We start from the raw sequence: 16,315 nt of genomic DNA, 5'->3' as shown, positions 1-16,315 counted from the left end.
TAATAGAATGAAGGCGGGCGGTTGGCCCGTCTAATCCTCGCTTTGTCTCTCCCGCCGCTCGAGTTGCTCAATAGACTCCTCGGCCCACTCTATATCTGCCGCGAAAAACTTCAGTCCACGGACCAGAGTAAGCTTTTGATAAAACGCATCCTGGGCATGGGTACCCTCGCACATAAAGCCATCGAGGCATTCGCCGATGAAACGCAGGGCCGCCAGGGCCTCTTGTCGCTCTCGAATAAATCCCTGCAGGATGTATATGAGTTCCTTGGCCGCGACTCGCGAACCGAAGAAAACCCGCAGGGTGAGTTCGTCGCGCATCGGCATGGAAAGGGTTTTCGGGGACGACTCCAGCCAGCGCTGCAGCTCACTGTCGCCTTCTTCCGTTATACTGTATATCTTCTTATCCGGTTTGCCATGCTGCAGCTCGACGCGCGAGACTATGTGACCCTTGTCCTCCAGGCCACCGAGTTCACGATAGATTTGGCTGAGCTGGGCATTCCAGAAGTGGTTTATGGAATTGTCGAAGACCGACTTCAGCTCATACCCCGTCATCGGCTTAAACGTCAGAAGCCCGAGCATCGCATGACGTAACGACATAATCTATCCCCTAACAGCTGTTAATATACACTATATTATACATAACATGTTATATATGAAAACGCAAGCATACGTTCTTCAAGTGTTGAGGGACTTTTGGGGATATGAGGCAGCGATAGGCATGGCCTAGAACCATGCGCGCGGTATCTCACTTCCGTAGCTTCAGAATATATCCCTGTCGTTCAGCTATATCATCGAGAATCGCATGCATTAATTTCGCTTTGCTTTTAATATCGAGGTCTGCTGATTTATTTCTTGCCGTATCGATGGCTCCTTTCAGCTCATCGATATCGAAAATGGTCGCCGCTATGCAATAATAGCTTTTCGAGCGGCCTTCATTGAATTCATTTAATAGCTCCTTAAGAAGCCGCGCCCGCTCATTTTGTGCCTTCTCAAAAGCGCTTATTCCGTGCTGATTAACAACAGAGATATTGTCTTCCAGCATCTGATAACAGATGAACGTATCATTGGCTCTGCTGAACTCCCTGTGGTGCTGCCATTTCTCGCAGGTTTCACCTTCCGGGCAGTCCCAACAAAACTCGACGCCTTTCTTCTTTAAAGCGCAACAAAGGATAGAACATGGGGCTGCAAAACGAAATTCCGTTTTGCAACCGGGACACCTGCTTTTGGTCTCCCGGTTGTAGTTCGGGCACAAAATGCAAGAAAGCCCACAGACCCCGATAGCCGGATATGTTATTGACGCGAAGACTTGCTTATCTGCCATTACCTTTATTCTAACATTGTCGTTGTGGCTGACAAACGCCGGGCACCCGCCACTCAATCCAAGGTCGCCTCAGATATGGCTTTTATGAACTTAACAAACTCCGCGATGACACCTATGGTCGAGCCGACTATGCCGAGAATCAGGGCGAATCTTACGAGAAGGGTGAGGATTCCCTCGCTCGCAAGCGAAGATAAATCGAAGGGGAACGTGACATATAGGCTTAAGGACACAATGATGCCTACGATATTAAGCCCTATGCGCGTAAAGCCCAGAAACCAATCCGGGTCATAGAAAAAGAAGAGGAGATTGGCCACTGCCGTTGCAATCAAGGAGATATTCAAATACCGCAGCGGCACAACAAAATCGCTGGTAATGAAAGGTACGCGCCAGGCCAGAAGGTTGTTCGCCACATAAAGCAGAATCAAGTTTACGATGATGGCGACTGCGTAGCCGAACCTTTTCTGCCCTCTCGAACGCTCTTTAGGCCTCGTCCAACGTTCCTTTTTTAGGACGCTGCGCTCATCAGCCTGCTTAACCGGTTTCTCACGATACTCCTCGTCCGGCTCGCGTTGCTCATCGCCCATTCTTCCCTGCTCCATATCATCACCTGAAATGTATCTACCCCGTTCTCGCGAGGCATCAAAAGCGGGTAGAATCCAGCATAATGCGCGGATTGTTAAATACGACCTCCTATCCAAGAAAACGGTTCAATCTCATGCTCAGGTTATACATCTCGCATTCTGGGAAAAGATTGCAAAGAGATGAGCTTTGAAACAGGAGGCGCCATGTGGGCAAGCAACCGGGCCAAACCAACAATCCAATTCTTTCTGTCCTTGATAATATTATCCGGCTTTCTGTTGCTTCTTAGCTCCAGCGCTTTCGCTCACGGGCCCGTTCTAGAACCCGCGCGCGGCTCCATAATCGCATCTTCTGTTGATTCGCAATCAAGCACGGATTTGCTTGAAGATGCTGTGGCATTAACCGACCCTACCGACAACTCACTCGCTGTCTACGGCACGCTCTTGAAGCCTGGAGAAATCTATGCATACTATTTCATTCCGAAGAGAAGTGTTGCCATACCGTTAGAGTTGTTGGTTCCGAAACGGGGTTCCAGCTCCGATATGTTCCCGACCCTCGTTCTGGCCCATGAATCCACAGCTACCGCCAAATCAATGAAGCCTCCAACGATGATTACTCAAGCGACGGATTTGGACTCGCCTGACCCTGCAGGCGCTACAGAAAACAAGACCACTCCCGGTGGGAGCTTTCTCCGCTCACTCCCGGACACGCTCGAGCTTTCGGTCTTTGAAACGCGGCGCGGCGCGCGAGAAGCCTTCTTTGAGCCATTTAGCCTGGAATACCTCTATCACGGCAACGAACAAGATATTCTGCTTGAAGAAGGCGTTAGATACTACCTCCTAGTCTTCGAGCCGCGAAACTACACCGGCGATTATGTCATTGGCCTCGGCGATGTGGAGGATTTTTCTGATGTTTCCTTTGTGGGACTCCTCAAAGAAGTGCTTTTCATCAAATTAGGCCTCTATGGTGGTAGAAGCATACCGTGGGGCGAACTAATCGGGCTGTTTATCTTTATGGCAGGCTTTATCGTGGGCCTCGGGGCAGTCACCGTTATCGACCTTCATGGATTTCTCGGACGGACTTCGCCGTATTGGGCCGAGACAACGATACGAGCGCACAAAGTGACTAAGCCTCTTATCTGGATTGGCTTTGTTTTGTGCTTCATAGGCGGCTACATTTTGTATCGAGACATCGGTCTGTCGGCGACGGCCGCCCTGCAACTAATAGTCGCTATCCCACTCGTGCTTAATGGCGCGTTTCTGTCTTTCTATATAAGCCCGCGATTGCTCGCCAGAGAACGCGAAGGCAGCGCTCAGGAACTTCTTCCCAGCTCCATGCAAGCGAAAATAGCGTTAAGTTTTGTGCTTTCGTTTCTCGGTTGGTGGACCGAGGTATTCTTGCTCGCGTATTATCTGATGGTCATTCGATAGAAGTTCGGTGACGTCAGCCGGCTTACTGCTTTCGATGGCAACTCCTTCCCCTCGAATCACACGCTCAAATCCCTGCTGCTGTAGCGGAGATACGCAGCCAACAACATCACGGCGACAATACCCAGAGAAATAGCGATATAGAGCGGGTCTAGCGAGGCATGGTTGATGATGACCCTGCCTTCGAAGTATTTGAACGGTGTCAGATACTTCAGGCCGGGATACTTTTTCGTGATATCCAGCCACAATGAAAGAAAGAATGCGGCGAGCAATAGCCCGGTTGCCACGGGAGCCGCGCGCTTGGGCTTCTTCGAGATTCCGGCGGCGGCCAGGCCGGGCAACCCCTTAAAGAGGTCGTTTGCCGACTGATCCGAATTGGCAAAGCCCGAAAACTTGGTTATGCCGGTCAGAATCAAGAAAAACATCCCGAACGACCACGCAATCAGCGACTTCCTATGGGCTTTGAGTTCTCTTAAAACGATATTCATATAACGCCTCTCAAGCGCAATCAAGTCGAGCGAATATCTCGCTTAACATAGACGTAATAGCTGGCAACAATGGCTAGTATCACAACAACCGCTTCGATTAAGACGAACTGAAGCTCGTACGAGCTGTTCTTTAAACGGACATCGTCGAGAAGCTTTCCAGCGTCACTCCGAACGCTTTCCTGAAGGCCGGCGGAAAGCCCTCGAGCGTTTTGCGTAAAGTGTCCGTTTCTGTAGCGAATGCGGGAAATATCTACAAAAGCAGTCCTTCTTATAGAAGCTCGCGGAATAATCGAGCAAATCCTTGACCTTCATATTGTCGTAGTAATAGACCTCGGACGGCAAATACCCGATTTCCTGCTTGATTTCAGCTCCGAATTCAACGACGTCTTTTCCAAATATCTTGGCGCTGCCGCTGGTCTGGTAGATTAATGAAAGGAGGGTACGAATCGTAGTCGATTTGCCGGCACCGTTGGGTCCGATAAAACCAAAGAGTTCGCCCTCTTCGACGACGAGATCCACATCGATGATTCCCCTTGCCGCGCCATAGCTTTTTGTCAGCTTATGCGTCTCGATTACGTTCATTCGATTCTCCCATTCGACGATTCCGAATTAATTACTACGTCAAATAATCGCTTCAGCGTTTGTTTCTATTGTTGAAACCAAGAACCCTTTTTGCAAGTTCGTGAAAGGTTGATTGCGCGCTCGGTATTCATAGTTTGAAATTTGTACCCAATAGAGAAAAGCAAGGTTTTGATTTCTCAACCTTGCTTTTCTCTATTATTGTATCGATATACTCATCCGGTCCCGCTCGGGATGATAGCCTATCAGTCCCTAACGTTATCGATAAGTATTCTCTGCGCTATTTCCGCAGAATCATTGTTAATGTTCTGCCTCTACGCCGGCGGTTTCCTCCCTGACACCTATGGCTACCTTGTACAGAATGGTTAGTATAAGCGCACCGAGCGCCCATATCCCAAGAACTATAAATGACTCGGGCACAGTCGGCCAGTATTCCGTTACTGTGCCAAAGGGATTTGGCACAAATCCGCCGACCGTCAGGCCAAGCCCTTTGTCTATCCACAACGATGCAAATAGTGCCACACAGGCCGCTACCAAAGTATTCTGCGACCCGCGTGTCCGCGGGTTGATTAAGAGTACCAGGGCTGTCACCGCCAGGATGACGCTAGTCCACATCAAGGGGACCAGCATCCCTTGCCCATAAATGCCGGCAAAGAGGTATTCGAAGGCATGCATATGCCCCGGAATGTTGCTGTAGAAGGCGGTAAAGACTTCTAGCAGCAGGAAGAAGACGTTTGCCACCATCGCATAGGCGACAATCTTGCCGACTGCCATAATAGCGTCTTTTCCGGGGTCGAATTTAGAGACCTTTCTCACTATCAGGGCCAGGATTATCAGCAATGCGGGCCCCGCGGCAAACGCGGAAGCGAGAAATCGCGGCGCTAAGATTGCGGTAAGCCAGTAATGCCTTCCGGGTAAACCCGCGTAGAGAAAAGCCGTTACGGTGTGAATGCTAAACGCCCACGGTATCGAGAGATAAATTAGCGGCTTGACCCATTTCGGCGGCGGAGTTCCCTTCCGCTCGGCGCCCATAGCTGTCCAACCAATTGTAATATTAAGAATCAGATAGCCGAGCAAGACCGTGGCATCCCAGAACATTACCGAATTGGGAGTTGGGTAGAGAAACATATTCGCGACCCTCATCGGCTGACCCATATCTACAACAATAAATGTCATACACATGGCGACGGCCGCTACGGCCAAAAACTCTCCGAGGATAAGCAGCTTACCGAACTTCTTATAATTATGCAGATAGAACGGTATGACAAGCATGACAGCGGAGGCCGCAACACCCACGAGGAAGGTGAACTGGCCTATGTAGATACCCCATGAGACATCTCTGCTCATGCCCGTTATCCCTAGGCCGGTGTTAAACTGCTGAAGGTAGAACAAGAAACCCACACTAATAGCGGCGAGTAGCGACAATACCCATATCCAGTAGTTTTTACTTCCATATAGCGCTTTCTCAAGCATTGTCAGCACCCCCTATCACGTAATAGACTTTTGGACCTGTTCCAAGCAAGGGTTTTCTTCTGATTGTATAAGCTTCGCTGAGAACCTTTCTGATTTCAGAGTTAGCATCGTTTATGTCGCCGAATACCATAGCACCGTTCGATGCCGCCACGCAGGCGGGCTCAAGACCCACTGCGAGCCTCTCCGTGCAGAATGTGCACTTCTCGACGACGCCCTTCATCCTCGCCGGATAATCGGGGTTCTCGTCCTTGATATGCGGCCTCGGGTCGATCCAGTTAAAGCTCCTCGAGCCGTAGGGGCATCCGGCCATGCAGAAGCGGCACCCGATACAGCGGTGCATATCCTGCACAACAATTCCGTCTGACCTCTTGAATGTGGCCTTTGTCGGGCATACCCTTACACAGGGAGGATGTTCGCAATGATTGCACAGCAGGAGAAAAGGCATTTCTTTCAGAGACTCCTTCATGTGCACCTCCTCTTGTTCTTCGGGGAAAGTATGCTCGAAGCTGTCGGCCCATATCCACTTGACCTCGCTTTTCGGGTCATCAATAACAGGGATGTTATGGATACTGTTGCAAGCGTTTATAACCCTTTTGTAATCGTCCTCCGTCTTGAACTTGGCCACATCGATAACCATGGCCCACTTGCCTGCCGTAATGGCGCCTGACTCCGGCGTGAACTCGGACGCTTGAGCAATATCCTTTGTAATATCTTCCACTATCGTCAGTCCACCGATCGCCAAGATTGCGGAGGCACCGGCCATTTTCAGGAAGTCTCTTCTATCGATTCCCATTATTTCCCCTCCTTTGGCGCCAAATGACAATCCCAGCAGTAGGGCTTTACACCCGTGTATTCATGACATTTATCACAAAATTCCTTCTTGTTCGAATGGCACCGCATGCAAGTATTCTGAAGGCTGACGGTGTGCCTATCGCCGTCACTCGCGACATAGACCGTGGTCTCATCGCGTACCGACATATCCCGCCACTTATTGAGCAGGCTCATATGCTCGGCTTTCATAAACTCCGCCGACTCGACGCACTTCTTTTCCTCTAGTTTCCGTATTTCCGGTGTATCGAGATTTGGCTCGGGAGTAACAGTGGCCTTCCCGATGTCACCAAAGAACGGATATGTCGCAAGAGCCAGGAATATGACGATTCCTAAAATAATTTTGCCGCCGTTATACATCTTCAGCACCCTCTTTCTCGGGAAGATCTTCAAGGCGCATGTCTTGCGTCCTTTCCTTTTCTCCCTTCATCACTAGGGCGTTAGCCACGAGTTCGTGCATACCTGCCACGTCCACGCCGGGAACCCAATAATTCATCAACGGCGGCAAGGCCGCCCTGTCAATGGCGCACATGTTAGCCAGCATATTGACGCCGTGATGCTGCCGGACATGCTTTACCGCATTCGCTCTTGGGAAACCGCCTCTCAATCTCAATTCCATGTTCTCCGACGCATTGAGGCCGGAGCCGCTGCCGCAGCAGAAGGTCTTCTCCCGGATGGTGTCCTCAGGCATCTCATAGAAATTGTTGCAGACATTCCTGATGACATATCTCGGCTCATCTAATATGCCCATGCCCCGCGAGGTGTTGCAGGAGTCATGGAAGGTTACTTTTAGATGGTCGTTACGGGACGGGTCAAGATTTAACTTGCCGTGCTTTATCAAGTCGGCGGTAAATTCAGCGATATGAATCATCTTTGTGGAACCGGCATTTTCAAACTTGGTGCCTGTTATGGGCGAAACCGGAACCTCGAGAAAATCAGCGGGCCCGTTCCAGGTGTCCATGTACTGATGCATGACCCTCCACATGTGGCCGCATTCGCCGCCGATTATCCATTTTACGCCCAACCTTTGGGCCTCGGCGTAAATCTTGGAGTTGAGCCGCTTGGCCATCTCGTTCGAGGTAAAGAAACCGAAGTTTCCACCTTCGGACGCGTAGGTGCTCCAAGTATAGTCAAGGCCAATCTCATGGAAGAGCATCATGTAACCCATGCACGTATATGTGCCGGGGTCGCCGAACATGTCGCCGGATGGCGCAACGAAGAGAACTTCGGCACCTTTGCGGTTGAAGCTCGGGTCAACCTTGACGCCCGTTATCTCCTCTATGTCGTCTATCATGAAGTCAAAGTTGCTTTTTATCGTGTGCGGCTCGAGACCTAGGTGGTTACCCTTCATAAAGCAGTTTGCCACGGGACCCGCAATCCACTCTATGTTTAGGCCGAGAAGATTGAGTATCTCCCTGCCTATCATTGTAATCTCGGCCTGGTCGATGCCGTACGGGCAAAAGACCGAACAGCGACGGCATTCCGAGCATTGGTAGAAATAATACCACCACTCTTTGAGGACATCTAAGGTAAGCTCTCTGCCGCCTCCGTGTTTCCCCATCATCTTGCCGGATGTGGTGAAATATCTCCTGTAGACCGACCTTATAAGCTCTGCCCTGAGAACAGGCATATTCTTGGGGTCTCCCGTGCCGAGAAAGAAATGACACTTATCGGCGCATGCACCGCATCTTACACAGATATCCATGAAAAGCCGGAAGGAACGATACTTCTTAAGCCTGTCTTCCATGGCTTCTAGGACTATCTCTTTCCAGTTCTCGGGCAGGCTCCAGTCCTCGTCTTTTACCGACCACTTCCGAGCATTCGGGAAATCGACGGTATTGAGGCTTTCGGGCTTGCTCGCGTTGCAAAACATTCCGTCTTGGAATTCAACCGGGTTATACATCCAACCCGTATAGGGAAGGCTGTAATTTATCTTTGACAGCTCTTCTGGTTTCTTCTTTGCCATGATCACTCCTCTCCCACTGGTATCTCAGCGTCGTTCTTTTCATTGCCGGATTCGCTCTCAGCCTCCGCGGGCGCTTTTGCTGAGGGGATTTCGACTGGTATTCCAGCGTTCTCCATCTTCTCCCTGAAATCATCCTCATACTCTTCGTATGGATGGAGCTTGACGGGATAATTCCATGGGTTGATATGTCTTTTCATGCGGCTATCGTTTGCCAGATTTCTTGTTGGGCTGAGGAACACGCCGCCCGCATGGACCAGTTTGCTAAATGGGAAGTAAACAAAGAGGGTGCTGACAAGAAATACGTGGATATAGAAGATAACGCCGATTCCCTCCGGGATGACGGGGCTGAAGCCAATCAAGCCCATTGTCAGCTCTTTTACGCTCACAATATCCACCTTGAAGAAATACCTCATGAGGATACCGGTGGTAGCAATCGATATTATCAAAAAGAGCGGAAAATAATCGGCTGCAAGTGAGATATAGCGGACTGTGCGTACAGCAAGCCTCCGGTATAGGAGGTAGCCCACCGCCACCAACAATATCGCACCTGTCATATATAGCCTTGGAGCGCCGATTTGCATAAAACCATCGAGGCTCTCTAATGCGCTCACATATACGGGAGAGGGCTCCGCGAAAAACCTCATGTGTCGAATTAGAACAATCAAGAACGTCCAGTGAAACGCTAACGCCGCCAACCACAGCCACTTGCCGGAACTATAGGCAAGCCGCCCTTCTCTCAATTCGCTGGTGTTGTTTCTAAACAGCGAACGGAAAAGAAGTATCTCGAGCGCCATTCTGCCGATTACACCGCTGGTGGTGGAGGGGTTGTCGAGTTTGCTCTGGTTTATCCACGGCAGAGATTTTTGCTGACCGCAGGATGTCGAGATAGCAAAGGGTACGGGCGACTTTCCCCACGTTACTACGCGATAGACAACTCCAACGATGATTGTTAGAACGGCAACATAAGGTATAACGATTCCGAAGAAAGACTGCATGCCGACAAACTCGACCCCAACATAGGCGACCAAGCTAAGTAACAAAACTACAGCCAAGGAAAATAAGGCTCCCATTCTATTCACCTCTTTTCTTTATTTTAAAATTGGTGTTTCAATATTCGGACCTTGCCCTAGACCCTGCTCTTGCATCTCACATAACCTGCGTTCCTTCTGAAGCAATCTGAAGACCATATCATTCGACTCGTTAGTTTTGAGCTGATATATCTTATCGCGTGCTTCCATGTATAAATCAAAGGATATAAGTGCAAGGGTGTCTATTTTTAACTCGAACGCAGTCAATGCCGCAGCATCTACAGCGCCCCGCGTATCGCTCGTATTCTGTGATTCCTCACTGATTATCTTTTTCAGATGGAAGATGAAGGCTACGGCTTGAGAGGGAGAAAAGTCCTGCACGGCTCTGACTTTGATGATACTCTCGAGATAAGGAGCAATCTCCACGAAAGGCGCCTCGTCGATGAGGCCATCGACAAGCCCTTCTAATCCCTCGTGGATGGTATATCCTACCGGACCCGTAAACTTGTTTTTTTGGCCCTTTAGGAAAGCTGCGGCTTCACCGGAATACGTAGCCGATATCACATCGAGCCATCGCTTTAAGATAGCGGACTTCTTCTTTCTTAAGATGTCATTAAGCTTAGTCGCCATATCATCTCCGTTCATGAGAGCAGTTGGGATTGGCCGGAAGATACCGTTAGAAACGGTTTACTCTCAACAAAGCCTTTCCAATCTGCTTTGTTCGTGAATCATTCGGCTTGTTGCCTTCAAGTAGGTGCGGTTTTAACTCGCCGCCACCATGAGGGGGAACCAGTTTTCACATAATACCTCCTTAGGTTGCCTTTTGTCGTATATGCTAAACCGAAGTTTACGTCGAAAAACTAAGATTAGATATCATGATTATGCCCGCGGGCGGGACATAAGTCTTACACCAAGTTTGATTTAAGATAACCAAAAACAATTGCGGCTCTCATGCCCTTATCAGAAGCGCAACATAGAAAGTTTGTAACAATTGTTCCAATCAGCGTAGCATTGCTCCAAATACTTGTCAAGTAAATGTCAAGTATGTCGCCCGGCAATTGGCTGATGATTTTATATGTCCATGAGGGTTGTGGGTTGGGGGTGGGATGGGGTGTGTTTGTGTGGGTTCTGGTTAGAGCAAGGCGAACAAAGACGAGGGGAGCTTGGCGTGCAATGATCAGCAAACAGCCTCAGACCCATTACACCGCAGCCTCGAAATCTGATAAATCCCGGGCATAATCCAGACAAACGGCTATATGCTCTTTAGTAAGGTCTGGAAACTCCTCGATTATCTCTCCGGCCGACATACCTGAAGCCAGGTATCCGAGAATAAGACTTACGGGAATGCGCATGCCTTTGATGCGCGGCTTACCGTGAAGTACATCAGCGGTGCTTACAATATGGTCTCGCCAGTTTACCAGCATCTTACCCTCCTTTTATAGCCCGATGCTATACCTCAAGGATATCTAAATTTAGTGTAAAGAGCAATCAAGTCCTCTGTATGGATTGGCAACATGCTCGTGCTTTCGACCGATGACTATTGGCAATCAATTGCTTAGCTAATCTACGAGTCTACTGCTTTAAAGCCGTTACCTTTTTCTCGAGGTCATCGAGGGCTATCTTCTCAAGCCCCCACTTTACTTGCCCATCCTTGGCTTTTTTCACGAGTAGAGGCACATCGAGCGTATCTCCATTTGCTTCCGTGAACGTATAATCGGTAAACAGCGCGACCTCATCACCGAGGCTAAGCGCTTCCTGCTCGGCTTGAACGACTTTGTCGTCGCCCACTGTTCCACCCAAAATCTTGATGACAATCCGATTGCTGTCACAGCCTTTGAGTTTTTTCTTTACCTCGACGACAACCGGCGTGTAAATCATGACTATATTGCCGTCTTTATCCGGGCGGAACAAGTTTGGATCATCCGGCTGCAAACCCGCCGGTCTTTTGCCGTCTTTTGTGTTCCAAACGCTTGGCTGTACGTCGACTACAGTGCCAATTGCAATATCTTTAGCGCTTTTGGTAGCTTGTTCAACCGTATATGGCACCTCATACCCCGATACTCCGATATTTAGAGGCGCGGTTTCACTACTAGCTGGTTTGATATTGGCTTTATCATTGTTTTGGTTATTTCCAAGTACCGAGAAATTTACTGCAAAGGCTACCGCAACCACTATTGTGAGAGCAGCGATCATATAACCTTTTTTGAAGAATAATTTCACAGTTGTGCCCCCCATGAGCTGCCTTGCCCAATCTGCAGCTCGTTCGAGTTCGCCTTCTCTCAGCGGCCCTTCCTTGCCCTCGACAAAGAACCCTTCAGGAGGAACCGCCAGCTCTCCAGCCTTTTTCTCGAGCCCTTCCGCGACAGGCTTAGCGGCATAACCGAATGTCCCCATAAAAAAGCGCCCCGCTGTGCGCCCTAATGTAGAATCGAAATCATCTGGTGACATCCTGGTGTCGAACGCGGCCACCTTGACCCCTTTTAAGCCGCTCACCGGGACGCTGTCTATCAAGTTTTTGATTGCAGGGGTCGGCCTGAATCCCTGCGTAGGCGAACCAACGACTAGCATATCCAATCCCGCCAGTTGCTGAGGTTTCACATCGCCCACGCGAAGCACCGCGACATCCTCGCCGGAGCCGCAAGCAGCGCCAATCGCTCGGACTATTTGCTCCGTGTTGCCATAAAGCGAATCGTATATTACCAACACCTTCATCGCGATGTTCCTTTACGTTTGGAAGCGGAAACTCCTAGCCGATGATAAGCGAAAGTCGATGGCTCCCTCTAAGATGATGTTCGCTATAGCCATTTCTCAGCGATTCTCCTCAGATACCCTTTGTTGCCAAGCCACTAAGATTTCTGCGACTATCTTTGCGTGTTCTCTGTTTGGAGTAAGACCCATGCGCTCGTGCTCTATCCTTACAAGATAGTCAACAATTTTGTCGATGCTGCTATTGGATTTAATTAAAGAGAATACTTCGGGCAAATAAGTGTGATATTCGTCGCGCGCCCAGGGCTCATCGGAGATTCCTATTGGATCCCAGATATAATGAAGAACCTCATCTATACGCCCATATAGCTCGCTGTCTTTAGGGATTAGTTTCTTTCCCATCGATTCCTACCACAACCTCGCACGTTATTTCATCGGTTTAATCAGCACCTAATAAATTCATTGGTCCCATAGCTCGCCACGACGTATGATTTTGCAATGGTAGCATCCGCTAGATTCGCCATCATTGTTGTACCACTCATGACGACCACCAGCAGCTTCACAATCTTTGCCTTTACTCGCAATACCAAAGTTAATTAGGAACCATGGCAGATGGGTTCTTAACCAAGTTCGCCAACGGTAAGGGCCGCCGCTAGTCTCTGGCATCAATATCTCCTTTTTGCTGCTGGCAAATACGCACTTGAAACTAGACGTACGATTGTTTGTATTATATCTCTTACTGTGATTGTACGTCAAAGAGATATGCATGTGGTTGGCCGAGCCATTATCGCGAGGGTCAATCATATCTCACAGCAGAAATCTTACGGTTCTCAGACCAGGGGGTCAATTTTTAACCGGCGATGACAAGCTTGAAAGCGTTGTCGAACGATTCGGAGATGAGTGCTTAAATACGAACAAGTTCCTCTCCATAGAGGACGCTCGGGCCAAGATCGCGGCCTGGAGAATTGAGTGCAATAATTTTACGCCGCACAGCTCGCTCGGCAACATGACTCCCGCTGAATATGCGGCGAATTACGACTGTAAGGAAACGCCAGAAACTAAATTTTCTCTAGTTTTAAATGGACCAGTTTTTGGGTGAGGTTCATTTTTATCATTGAACCTTATCAAAAAATGAACCTTTAGATTCTCATTAGCTCTGAATCCAACCATCGCATAATAGATGCATTCATTCGATGGGGATAAACACATAAGAATAGTAGGAACAGAACTGGTTCGGTCTTAATAAGTTTAGGAACATAAGCGCCACCAGATTCTTGAGCCATTGTTCGTAGCTCACTCCAATCCTGGGTATGCTTTGGATAGGCTATCTCAAGAACTCCTTCTCGGTTATTCCATTTATATAGATGCCATAATTTCTTCGGTTTAAATGTTGTAACCGAGATCCTAGTAACATCAGGCCAAAGCGGCCAAGTATGTTGCTTAAAATTGCGTCTCACGAAGAGGTGAACTAGACCTTCTAAGACATATGAGTTACCGCGAAATCTTTCATCCAATGGCTTTTCCGCTATCCCCAAAAGGTGGGGCATAACACTGTTCGCATCATAATACGGATTCGCTAATAGCTCCTCCCCTTTCGGTTTGTTGACATGACAAATTACCTCGATAAGAGCCTTAAGCAAAAAGTCTGGCTCAGGCGTCGAGATAACTTTTTTTTGATACCACATCGCCGCAAGGAACTGGGGTGCAGCAGCTTCACCCCACATATAAAGTTTGCGACGATTCTCTAAGCAGAATTCCTTGATAAAGACATCGGTTTCATCTGCTCTTTTGTTCTCGAAACGCCTCCAGAGGCCAAGGATGCTCATATAGGCCACTAACCATGTTAATCTTACACGGTAGAACGGCGGGTCAGCCAATGCGTTCCCTTCTGTCAGGTAAGGCGCTTCCTTGACTTCGTCATAGAGGTCTTCGAGCTTGTTATAAATTGCTTGTTTAGCCATTTCAAATTCATTTTTCCAATATTTTGGGTCTAGGTCCCATCTCTCTGCCAGCGCCAGTGTATAAGATAAGAATATGACCCATGCTTCTATGACCGCCACGTGGTTATTCTTCTCATCAAAACTGGAAGTGCTGATTGAGCATAGAACAGCAGCGCCCGATATTGCCCTACTACATGCCGCTTTCGACGGCTTCCTGCTTCTATCGTTCGTTTTCACGTAACCGAATGGTAAGACTGATTCTATGAGCGCAGTGAGTTTTTCCTTAGGTAGAACGTCGTTGCCCATTTCTTGAAAGAGTTGGAGGAATCTTTGCTCAAGCGTAGTATCTGGTAAGCCCGATGGGAGAAGATTGGTTCCTAGGTTAAGCGCCATTTCAAGGAACTCTCCTCGAACAATCGTTTCTATGCCGTAAGGTTGACCTTGCCTCTCCCAAGTTCGGTTCATATCGCTTATGGCTCGGCTTACCTCTTCTTCAAGATTACCGTTCGTAACAAAAAATGAGCGGTGGGGCTTAGTGGCATCAACCGAGGGGTGGTCGATAGCCGTCATAACCAAATCCTGCAATTGTGCGCTAATACTATCCTCTCGCCACTGTGAGAGAGAGATTTTACCATTCTTTGCACCTTTAAGCTGAAAAGCGCATGGTGTTCCGTCTGCATCGATAGCTATGATGTCTTTCCCAAGTTCCATACCGCAATGTCGCGATACGTGTATTATTTTGTACCCTTCGTTGATAAGCATATGAGAAAATGGAATCTGGAAGGACTTTTCGCTCGCCCTATCCAACCAATTTTCGATTACTCTCTCTAACACGCCACTCTTCCTTTTCTTGCCGAATGATTTCATCGAAACGGGCTTTTGCGGCTGCATCGGTTCTAAGCTGTTCTTGTATTTTAACCATAGCCTCATGGAGCTTTTCGCCTGTAACAGCTACGGGTAGCTTAGGCTCTCCATTTTCATCAAAATTGAATTGAACTTTCGATAGCATATCTAAATAATCATCGACGGTAAGCTCTCCTCCACCCACATCGATGGTATTACCAACCGCAGCTGTTGTCTCGTTGATTTTCTTGAAAAAGATTTGTGATTGCTGCCTTGCCATCTCTTCGGCCATCGAATCCACTCTTTGAATGATTTCTGCAGGCGTCATGGTTTCAACTTCTGAGTGCTCAATAGTAATTTTTACCTTAGCTTCCTTCATTGGGACTTCATCAATAGAACCATCGGCTCGAATAATCCTGAAACTATCTCCCTCATGCATGACAAACTTCGGTAACTCTCCGAAGGGCTGCATAAACCCTGATTGAATTAGTTTCATGCGCTCCGTCAGTACCTGCATGAGCTCGTTTTTTGCTTGAGGAAAATCTGGTAACATAATCGCCTCGTAATTATCTGCTAATACACTACAATATAAATCTACCATAATCAGCCAGCAATATAAGACCTACTTGAATAACTTTAAAACTTGCCATAAAGAGAGATCTTGTCGATTATGCAAGGGAGCCATATTGTATCTCTTTAGCGACAACTAGTTAGATTGTGATGTTAATGAAAATCAAAAGTGCTGGGTTTTATAAGACAACTAAAACCGTTATTCATAAGTGACTGTACCCCTTCTAGGGTGCCACTAAAATCTTAGTATAATAAAGCAATGTGAGTCTTATAACAATACCCTGAATCGGGATAGGGGGCGGCTTTTAGCCGCCGACCTCCGGGTAGAAGGGCCACCCAATTGGGTGGCCCAACCCCCACAGAACCCGGCGTGCGGATTTCCCGCACCGGGCTCTTCAGAAATTGGTTCACAGCATTGCGTATACTTTCAATTTCTCATAAGGAATTGCAAGTTTTGGACGCAACAAGGGAAACAGCGCTTTAATCTTATGGAATTTATCCCACGTAATGTAGCTCTTGCTACTGCGGCTACTGAGCATCCTGCGCCAGCACCAGATGGCTTTCTCG

The 16,315-nt window shown here is 48.4% G+C and carries 17 protein-coding genes and 1 pseudogene; 2 read left to right on the top strand and 16 right to left on the bottom strand.

What is annotated here, in order from left to right:
• Nucleotides 1-30 precede the first annotated feature (30 nt).
• From KGZ93_10435 to KGZ93_10425, 3 genes are all read right to left on the bottom strand, one after another.
• Nucleotides 31-597, bottom strand: coding sequence for a PadR family transcriptional regulator (locus KGZ93_10435; protein MBS3910018.1), 567 nt, complete (start codon nt 595-597; stop codon nt 31-33).
• A 148-nt stretch (nt 598-745) separates the two neighbouring features.
• On the bottom strand, nt 746-1,321 hold the full coding sequence (locus tag KGZ93_10430; protein MBS3910017.1) for a DUF3795 domain-containing protein: 576 nt from the start codon (nt 1,319-1,321) through the stop codon (nt 746-748).
• Between the two features lie 53 nt (nt 1,322-1,374).
• On the bottom strand, nt 1,375-1,920 hold the full coding sequence (locus tag KGZ93_10425; protein MBS3910016.1) for a hypothetical protein: 546 nt from the start codon (nt 1,918-1,920) through the stop codon (nt 1,375-1,377).
• A gap of 372 nt (nt 1,921-2,292) precedes the next feature.
• On the opposite strand from KGZ93_10425, the gene KGZ93_10420 reads away from it, so the two are divergent.
• The gene (locus KGZ93_10420) at nt 2,293-3,330 is read left to right on the top strand and encodes a hypothetical protein (protein MBS3910015.1); all 1,038 of its coding nucleotides are present in this window, start codon (nt 2,293-2,295) and stop codon (nt 3,328-3,330) included.
• 56 nt (nt 3,331-3,386) lie between these two features.
• On the opposite strand, the gene KGZ93_10415 is transcribed toward KGZ93_10420, so the two are convergent.
• From KGZ93_10415 to KGZ93_10365, 11 genes and pseudogenes are all read right to left on the bottom strand, one after another.
• Entirely contained in the window at nt 3,387-3,815 is a 429-nt protein-coding gene (locus KGZ93_10415; GenBank protein MBS3910014.1) for a hypothetical protein, read from the bottom strand.
• A 162-nt stretch (nt 3,816-3,977) separates the two neighbouring features.
• The gene (locus tag KGZ93_10410; protein MBS3910013.1) at nt 3,978-4,397 is read right to left on the bottom strand and encodes an ATP-binding cassette domain-containing protein; all 420 of its coding nucleotides are present in this window, start codon (nt 4,395-4,397) and stop codon (nt 3,978-3,980) included.
• A 297-nt stretch (nt 4,398-4,694) separates the two neighbouring features.
• The gene (gene nrfD / locus KGZ93_10405; GenBank protein ID MBS3910012.1) at nt 4,695-5,867 is read right to left on the bottom strand and encodes a polysulfide reductase NrfD; all 1,173 of its coding nucleotides are present in this window, start codon (nt 5,865-5,867) and stop codon (nt 4,695-4,697) included.
• A complete protein-coding gene (locus tag KGZ93_10400; GenBank protein MBS3910011.1) occupies nt 5,860-6,660 on the bottom strand; it encodes a 4Fe-4S dicluster domain-containing protein in 801 nt (266 codons plus the stop codon). The genes nrfD and KGZ93_10400 overlap by 8 nt, the downstream gene beginning before the upstream one ends.
• Complete coding sequence (gene dsrJ, locus KGZ93_10395; protein ID MBS3910010.1) at nt 6,660-7,055, bottom strand: sulfate reduction electron transfer complex DsrMKJOP subunit DsrJ; 396 nt, start codon at nt 7,053-7,055, stop codon at nt 6,660-6,662. The genes KGZ93_10400 and dsrJ overlap by 1 nt, the downstream gene beginning before the upstream one ends.
• Nucleotides 7,048-8,661, bottom strand: a complete 1,614-nt coding sequence (locus KGZ93_10390) for a (Fe-S)-binding protein (protein ID MBS3910009.1) — start codon at nt 8,659-8,661, stop codon at nt 7,048-7,050. The genes dsrJ and KGZ93_10390 overlap by 8 nt, the downstream gene beginning before the upstream one ends.
• Nucleotides 8,662-8,663: 2 nt before the next feature.
• Nucleotides 8,664-9,731 (bottom strand): sulfate reduction electron transfer complex DsrMKJOP subunit DsrM, encoded by a 1,068-nt coding sequence (dsrM, locus tag KGZ93_10385; protein MBS3910008.1) that lies wholly within the window; start codon nt 9,729-9,731, stop codon nt 8,664-8,666.
• Nucleotides 9,732-9,749: 18 nt separating this feature from the next.
• Entirely contained in the window at nt 9,750-10,319 is a 570-nt protein-coding gene (locus KGZ93_10380; GenBank protein MBS3910007.1) for an RsbRD N-terminal domain-containing protein, read from the bottom strand.
• A 569-nt stretch (nt 10,320-10,888) separates the two neighbouring features.
• Nucleotides 10,889-11,113, bottom strand: coding sequence for a DUF433 domain-containing protein (locus tag KGZ93_10375; protein ID MBS3910006.1), 225 nt, complete (start codon nt 11,111-11,113; stop codon nt 10,889-10,891).
• An 808-nt stretch (nt 11,114-11,921) separates the two neighbouring features.
• A pseudogene (locus KGZ93_10370) lies at nt 11,922-12,401 on the bottom strand (flavodoxin family protein).
• Nucleotides 12,402-12,497: 96 nt separating this feature from the next.
• Complete coding sequence (locus KGZ93_10365; protein ID MBS3910005.1) at nt 12,498-12,797, bottom strand: hypothetical protein; 300 nt, start codon at nt 12,795-12,797, stop codon at nt 12,498-12,500.
• Nucleotides 12,798-13,167: 370 nt separating this feature from the next.
• Here KGZ93_10365 and KGZ93_10360 point away from each other — a divergent pair, with 370 nt between their 5' ends.
• Nucleotides 13,168-13,494 carry a transposase gene (locus KGZ93_10360; GenBank protein MBS3910004.1) on the top strand — a complete coding sequence of 109 codons (327 nt, stop codon included), beginning with the start codon at nt 13,168-13,170 and terminating at the stop codon, nt 13,492-13,494.
• Between the two features lie 40 nt (nt 13,495-13,534).
• Here KGZ93_10360 and KGZ93_10355 read toward each other — a convergent pair whose 3' ends face one another.
• Together KGZ93_10355 and KGZ93_10350 are read right to left on the bottom strand one after the other, a co-directional pair.
• Nucleotides 13,535-15,169 (bottom strand): hypothetical protein, encoded by a 1,635-nt coding sequence (locus tag KGZ93_10355; GenBank protein MBS3910003.1) that lies wholly within the window; start codon nt 15,167-15,169, stop codon nt 13,535-13,537.
• Nucleotides 15,135-15,731 carry a hypothetical protein gene (locus KGZ93_10350; protein MBS3910002.1) on the bottom strand — a complete coding sequence of 199 codons (597 nt, stop codon included), beginning with the start codon at nt 15,729-15,731 and terminating at the stop codon, nt 15,135-15,137. The genes KGZ93_10355 and KGZ93_10350 overlap by 35 nt, the downstream gene beginning before the upstream one ends.
• Nucleotides 15,732-16,315: the final 584 nt, after the last annotated feature.

The sequence above is a fragment of the Actinomycetota bacterium genome (assembly GCA_018333515.1).
Lineage (GTDB): Bacteria > Actinomycetota > Aquicultoria > Aquicultorales > Aquicultoraceae > Aquicultor.
Note: the sequence above shows the minus strand (reverse complement) of the source record. Positions and strands in the feature narration are given on the sequence as shown.